Below are 6,670 nucleotides of genomic sequence, written 5' to 3'. Positions count from 1 at the left end.
CTTTATGGGAGGAGGAGCAGAGAATTCATACTGTTCTTTCCATGGAAACTTCTTAGTAAATGAAGATAAAAGTCTAAAACCTTTAGGAAGTAAAAGTAATTGTTGTTGTAAGCCAACTTCTTCTAAGGAGTTAAAGCAGATATTTTATCATACTTAGAAAATAAAGAGTTTGCCTATCTATCCCAGGAAGATGAAGAAACAAAAGTTGAAGAACTGAAATTTAATCCAGAGAAAGATATTTATGATTTAGGAGTTGTTTTATATAGTTTATTAACTGGAAAATTAACTTTTGAAGCTAATAATTACAAAAAACAAATATCTAATAAAAACTTAGTATCCATTATAGAAAAAGCTACAAATAACAATTTAGAAAGTAAATATCGTAATATAGATAGATTTATACTAGATTTAAAATCATATTTACAATATGGTGAACTAAGTAATGAAACTTATGATGTAGAAGAAATTTTACCTAGAAAGAAAAGAAAAAAAGGTAAGTTAGGAAAAACTCTTGGAGTTTGTGCAGCCATTGTTATAGTGGGAGGAGCTGCTGTTTATGGATATGATTTATTAGAAAAAAATAAAAAGGACGTAGAAGCTAATACTACAAAAATAGAAGAAACTACAAAACCTAAAGAAGAAGATAATAAAGTGGAAGAAAATAAAGAAGAGAAAACTGATAAAAATAAAACTGCTACTTCTAATAAAAAAGATAATCAATCTAGTAAAAAGGACTCTTCTACTAGTGATTTAAATAAGAGCAATAGTTCAAATAATAACTCAAACAATAATAACTCAAACAATAATAATTCAAGCAGTAATAGTTCAAACAATAATAATTCAAATAGTAGTAGTTCTAGTAACAATAATTCAAATAATAACAGTAGTAATAATACAAGTAAACCAAATAAACCAAACAAACCAAACAACACCGGAGGTTCAGGAGGTACAATAACTAATCCAGATGAAGGAAATAATGGTGTGAATCAAACTCCTGAAGTTACACCGCCTTCAAATGATAACGCTGGAAGCGAAAATACAACACCAGAAGCACCTAGTCCAGAAGTGGAAAGTGAATAATTATAAAAAGGTATTACCACAATTGTGATAATACCTTAAGATTACTTTTTTTCAATAGGAAGATATATATTAAATGTTGTACCTTCATTTATCTTACTTATTACATTTATTTCACATTTACACAAATCTAAAATTTTTTTTACTAAAGTTAAGCCAAGACCATTTCCTTGAAAATTACGCGACCTATCTCCTTGATAAAACTTATCAAAAATTCTATTTTTAACATCATCACCCATACCAATACCATTGTCGCTAATAGAAACACAAATGCCATTTGGTGTTTCTTTTAAAGTAGTAACAATAAGTCCATTTTCAGGAGTAAATTTAATAGCATTACCAAAAATATTTAACCAAACTTGCATTAATAAATCTTCACTACCATAGTAGTTAGTTGTTTTAAGATCCATATCAATATCAATATTTTTCTTTGACCATTGAGTTTCCAATAGTAATAAAGCTTGTCTTAATTGCTCATCCAAAGAAAAGTATTTTTTATCAGGAATAATTTCTTGAGTTTCCAGTTTTGATAATTTAAGAATATTTCCAGAAAGAGAAGAAAGCTGTCTAGAACTATCTAAAATAATTTTTGTATACTCAATTCTTTCATTTTCACTTAAATCACTATCTTGCAATAATGTGGCATATCCTTCGATAGCTGCTATTGGTGTTTTAAATTCATGAGATACATTTACGATAAAGTCATTTCTCAAAGTTTCAATACTACTTAATTCTTTTACCATTTTATTAAAAGAAGTATTCATTTCGTAAACTGTAGGAGGAACATTACATTCTCTTAGTCTTATTGAAAAGTCACCTTTAGAAACTTCATTTGTAGCCTCAATTAGTTTTTTTAAAGGCTTCATAAAATTATTAGTTAATGCACCTATAATACAAGTAAAAATAGAAGCTAATGTAACATTAATTGAGATAAATAAGAATAGACCCCATAAAGTATTTAACTTTTCATTATTAACTATATCTAATCTTGTACCTATAGAAAATCCGATACTAACAATAAAGAAAGTAACAGAACAAGTTATAAAAATATTGATTATAAAAGGTCCCCAAAAATGAAGTGCTTTTTTATTTTTAGCTTTCATTTTTTACCGCCTTATATCCAAGGCCTCTTACAGTAACGATTGTAAAATCAGGATTATTTTCAAAATTTCTACGAAGTCTATTAATATGTACATCTATAGTTTGAAGATCAGATGGACTATCTACACCCCAAATCTCATCCATAAGTTGATTTCTAGTAAATACTTTGTTTGGATAAGATAATAATTTATATAATAAATAAAATTCTTTTTGAGGTAAAACTATAGTTTCATCATTTACAGTTACACTTAAAGCATCGTATTCTAAAACAGTACTACCTACAACTTGTTTTTTATCATGAACTATTTTACTTCTTCTTAGAAGAGCGTTTACTCTTAATATCATTTCATTTACATCAATAGGCTTTACCATATAGTCATCTATGCCAATTAAAAAGCTTTTTTGCTTTGATTTAAAGTCATCCTTTGCAGTAATCATTAAAATAGGAATTTCCGCATCGAATTCTCTAATGGATTCAGTAAATTCGTAACCATTCATATTAGGCATCATTATATCTGAAATAATTAAGTCCACATGGTTATTTCCCATTATATTAAAGGCTTCAATACCATCTTTGGCACTATGTATATTAAAGCCTTGTTTAGAAAGTACAGTATAAAATAATTTATTTAGCTTATCATCATCTTCAACTAATAATATATCGATCATTGTATCCCTCCTTTGCAACTTTTATTATATTAGATTATGGATACGAGTCAATATTTATAAACATAAAATAAAAAAGTTCATTTTTAGTTCATCTTTAATTAATCTTTAGTTAATTTTTGTTTAATAAAATTTCAACATATAATTTTAATTAAATAGAAAGGAATACAACAATGATAAAAATATTAAAGTTTTTAACTAAAAAAGACTGGTTGTTTATACTTTGCAGTTTTGTATTTGTAATTGCACAAGTATATCTTGACTTAAAACTCCCAGATTATATGTCTGAAATTACAATGTTAGTTCAGATGCCAGGTAGTGAAATGAGTGAAATATTAAAGTCTGGAGGATATATGTTATTATGTGCATTAGGAAGTTTAGTAGCATCATTCATAGTGGGATACTTTGCAGCAAGAATAGCTTCAAACCTATCTTGGATGCTTCGTGCAGATGTATATGATAAAATAGAAGGATTTTCAATGGCAGAAATAAATAAATTCTCTACTTCCAGTTTAATAACACGTTCAACTAATGATATAACACAGGTTCAAAATATAGTAGCTATGGGACTTCAATTAATAATGAAAGCTCCTATAACAGCAATTTGGGCTATAGGTAAAATACTAGGTAAAGGTTGGGAATGGACTACAGCAACAGGTATAGCACTATTTACTATAATATTACTAATAGCAATCATAATGGTATTTGTTGTGCCAAGATTTAAGAAAGTTCAAGGTTTAACAGATAAGCTTAACTTAGTAACTAGAGAAAATTTAACTGGGATACGTGTAGTTCGTGCATATAATGCAGAAGGTTATCAAAATGAAAAATTTGAAAATGTAAATAATGAAGTAACAAAAAATAATTTGGTTATAAATAGATCTATGGGTCTAATTATGCCAGGAATGATGTTTGTATTAAATATATTATCTTTATCCATATATTTGATAGGTGCATATTTAATAAATGACGCATCTATGGAAAATAAAATAACATTATTTAGTGATATGATAGTATTTTCATCTTATTCAATGCAAGTTATAATGTCATTTATAATGTTAACAATGATATTTATAATGATGCCAAGAGCAAGTGTTTCTGCTAAACGTATATTGGAAGTTCTAAATACTAAAGAAAGTATAATTGATGGACATGGAAACATTGAACATACTACAGATGAAGGTGAAATAGAATTCAAAAATGTTAGCTTTAGATATCCTGATGCACAAGATTCAGAATATGTACTTCGTGATATAAGCTTCAAAGCTAAAGCTGGTCAAACTGTTGCTATAATAGGTGCAACAGGGAGTGGTAAAACATCTTTAATAAACTTAATACCAAGATTTTATGATACTTGTGAAGGTGAAGTTTTGGTTGGTGGAGTTAATGTAAAACATTATAAACAAAAACATCTTAACAATATTTTAGGATATGTTCATCAAAAGGCTGTATTATTTACAGGAAACGTAAGCTCAAATGTTGCTTATGGAGATAATGGTAAAGGACAATATTCTCATGAAGATATTAAAAAAGCCATAGATATAGCTCAAGGAACAGAGTTTGTTAGCAAAATGGAAGATACTTATAAATCAAGTATATCACAAGGTGGTACAAACGTATCAGGAGGTCAAAGACAAAGACTATCTATAGCTAGAGCAATTTGTAGAGAGCCAAAAATATACATATTTGATGATTCTTTCTCAGCTCTTGACTATAAAACAGATAGAAAACTTCGTTCAGTACTTAAAAAAGAAACAAAAGGTGCTACAAACTTAATAGTAGCCCAACGTATAGGTACTATAATTGATGCAGATAAAATAATAGTGCTTGATGAAGGTCAAATAGTAGGTATGGGAACCCATGAAGAACTTATGAAAAATTGTAAAGTGTATCAAGAAATAGCATATTCTCAACTTTCAAAGGAGGAGTTAGCTTAATGCGTAAAGAAAATAAATCAAATTCTAAAGGTGGACTATTAGACCTTATTAAATATATGAAAAAAAATGCTATATATTTAGTTTTAGCTTTAATATTTGCCATAGGAGGATCCGTAATTACAGTTTATGGTCCAGAAAAATTAAGTGAAATTACAGATATAATTACAGAAGGTATAATAACAGGTATCGATATGGATAAAATCTATGAAGTAGGTATATTTATGGCTATATTATACGCTATTAGTATTGTATTATCTTACTCACAAAGTTTTATAATGGCTACAGTAACTCAGGTAACAAGTAAAAAACTTAGAAGCGATATAACAGGAAAAATAAATAGATTACCATTAAAATATTATGATAAAACAACTGTTGGTGATACTTTAAGTCGTGTGACTAACGATGTGGATACAATAGGACAAACATTAAATCAAAGTATGGGTGCTTTAGTAAGTGGAGTATCTTTATTTTTAGGTTCTTTATTTATGATGTTAAAAACAAATGTAACTTTAACTATTACAGCAATAGTAGCAACTGCAATTGGTTTTGCTTTAATGATGTTAATAGTATCAAGATCTCAAAAATTCTTCCAAAGACAACAAAACCTTTTAGGTAAGATAAATGGTCATATAGAAGAAACATATTCTGGACACAGTGTAATAAAAGTATACAATGCACAAGAAGAAATAAATAAAGAATTTAAAAATATAAATGATGAACTTCGTGATAGTGCATGGAAATCACAATTTATATCAGGCCTTATGATGCCTTTAATGGTGTTTATAGGAAACTTTGGATATGTGGCAGTTTGTGTTGTTGGAGCAATGCTTGCATTCAACGACAAAATAACATTTGGTGTAATAGTAGCATTCATGATGTATATTAGATTTTTCACACAGCCACTTACTCAATTTGCACAAGCAGCAACATCACTACAATCGACTTCAGCTGCATGTAAACGTGTATTTGAGTTTTTAGGAGAAGAGGAAATGAATGATGAAAGTCATAAGAAAACTTCTTTAGACAATATTAAAGGTAATGTTGAATTTGAGCATGTTAAGTTTGGATATGATGAAAGTAAATTAATAATAAAAGACTTCTCAGTTGATATTAAGGCTGGACAAAAAGTTGCAATAGTAGGACCTACTGGGGCAGGTAAGACTACTTTAATAAATCTACTTATGAAGTTTTATGATGTGAATAGTGGCACTATAAAAATAGATAAAACACCTATTCAAGATTTAAGTAGGGAAGCTGTTCATGATTTATTCTGTATGGTACTTCAAGATACTTGGTTATTTGAAGGAACAGTAAGAGATAATATAACTTATAATAAAGAAAATGTTTCTGAATCTGTAATAGTAGCAGCTTGTAAGGCAGTGGGAATAGACCACTTTATAAGAACTCTGCCTAATGGATATGACACTATATTAGATGATAATACTAATTTATCTGCTGGACAAAAACAATTAATAACTATAGCAAGGGCAATGGTTAAAAATGCACCACTACTAATACTAGATGAGGCAACTAGCTCTGTAGATACTAGAACAGAAATATTAATTCAAGAGGCTATGGATAAATTAACAGTTGGAAAAACATCTTTTGTAATAGCTCACAGATTATCAACTATTAAAAATGCCGATATTATCTTGGTTATGAAAGATGGAGATATTATTGAAAGTGGAAATCATGATGAGCTTTTAATTGCTAATGGATTTTATGCAGAATTGTACAATAGTCAATTTGAAAAAGCCAGCTAAAAATATACTGAAAAAAGTGCTAATCTTTTTGGGTAGCACTTTTTTTATTGTAAGGAAATTTTTATAAGAAAAAGAACTAAAAGCCAATAAAGTGATGTTATAATAATATAGTAGACAAATATTATA

General features: G+C 28.4%; 5 protein-coding genes and 1 pseudogene. 4 read left to right on the top strand and 2 right to left on the bottom strand.

The annotated features are described in order from the left end of the window. Both NSA58_RS20875 and NSA58_RS13655 read left to right on the top strand, forming a co-directional pair. Nucleotides 1-139: pseudogene (locus NSA58_RS20875) on the top strand (radical SAM (seleno)protein TrsS); the annotation flags it as partial. Between the two features lie 398 nt (nucleotides 140-537). Further along, entirely contained in the window at nucleotides 538-1,080 is a 543-nt protein-coding gene (locus NSA58_RS13655) for a hypothetical protein (RefSeq protein WP_257560578.1), read from the top strand. Nucleotides 1,081-1,121: 41 nt separating this feature from the next. Here NSA58_RS13655 and NSA58_RS13650 read toward each other — a convergent pair whose 3' ends face one another. Together NSA58_RS13650 and NSA58_RS13645 are read right to left on the bottom strand one after the other, a co-directional pair. After that, a complete protein-coding gene (locus tag NSA58_RS13650) occupies nucleotides 1,122-2,180 on the bottom strand; it encodes a HAMP domain-containing sensor histidine kinase (protein WP_074429544.1) in 1,059 nt (352 codons plus the stop codon). After that, entirely contained in the window at nucleotides 2,170-2,847 is a 678-nt protein-coding gene (locus tag NSA58_RS13645; protein WP_039680649.1) for a response regulator transcription factor, read from the bottom strand. Before NSA58_RS13645 ends, NSA58_RS13650 begins: the two co-directional genes overlap by 11 nt. Nucleotides 2,848-3,017: 170 nt before the next feature. Between NSA58_RS13645 and NSA58_RS13640 the strand changes: the two genes are divergently transcribed. Then, nucleotides 3,018-4,781 carry an ABC transporter ATP-binding protein gene (locus NSA58_RS13640; RefSeq protein WP_039680648.1) on the top strand — a complete coding sequence of 588 codons (1,764 nt, stop codon included), beginning with the start codon at nucleotides 3,018-3,020 and terminating at the stop codon, nucleotides 4,779-4,781. Then, nucleotides 4,781-6,544, top strand: coding sequence for an ABC transporter ATP-binding protein (locus tag NSA58_RS13635; protein WP_074079282.1), 1,764 nt, complete (start codon nucleotides 4,781-4,783; stop codon nucleotides 6,542-6,544). Before NSA58_RS13640 ends, NSA58_RS13635 begins: the two co-directional genes overlap by 1 nt. The last annotated feature ends 126 nt before the right edge of the window (nucleotides 6,545-6,670 follow it).

Source organism: Terrisporobacter muris (assembly GCF_024621905.1).
GTDB classification, from domain to species: domain Bacteria; phylum Bacillota; class Clostridia; order Peptostreptococcales; family Peptostreptococcaceae; genus Terrisporobacter; species Terrisporobacter muris.
This window is presented reverse-complemented; position numbering and strand designations above follow the sequence as displayed.